Origin of the sequence: Cobetia sp. SIMBA_158 (assembly GCF_046566945.1) — a bacterium.
Taxonomy (GTDB): domain Bacteria; phylum Pseudomonadota; class Gammaproteobacteria; order Pseudomonadales; family Halomonadaceae; genus Cobetia; species Cobetia amphilecti.
The window spans coordinates 1-250 of the sequence record NZ_JAWJYL010000790.1; the positions used below are offsets into that span (position 1 = coordinate 1).

At 36.8% G+C, this 250-nt stretch carries 1 protein-coding gene; it reads right to left on the reverse strand.

Features of this window, described 5'->3' with window-relative positions:
• On the reverse strand, window positions 1-250 hold a 250-nt coding region (locus R2R70_RS21985), incomplete at both ends, for an SLOG family protein (RefSeq protein ID WP_410979193.1).

Genomic DNA, 250 nt, shown 5'->3' on the forward strand with positions numbered 1-250 from the left:
CGACTTAGCTTCTCAATTGTGTATTCTCCAGTTGGAACTGTATTGTCTTTGTAATTTTTAATTTGATCTACTTTGATTACTTCATCTGCTTTTTCAAGCATCTTTCTGTACCAAGCCTGTTGCTCTGGAGACCATTTCTTATCTTGACTTTCAAATGGCAACGCAACAATATTTTTGATATAAGGATACTTCTCTTTCATAATATGTACACACCAAAACGCAGCAGTATCAGCACCTAAAGCACCGCCTG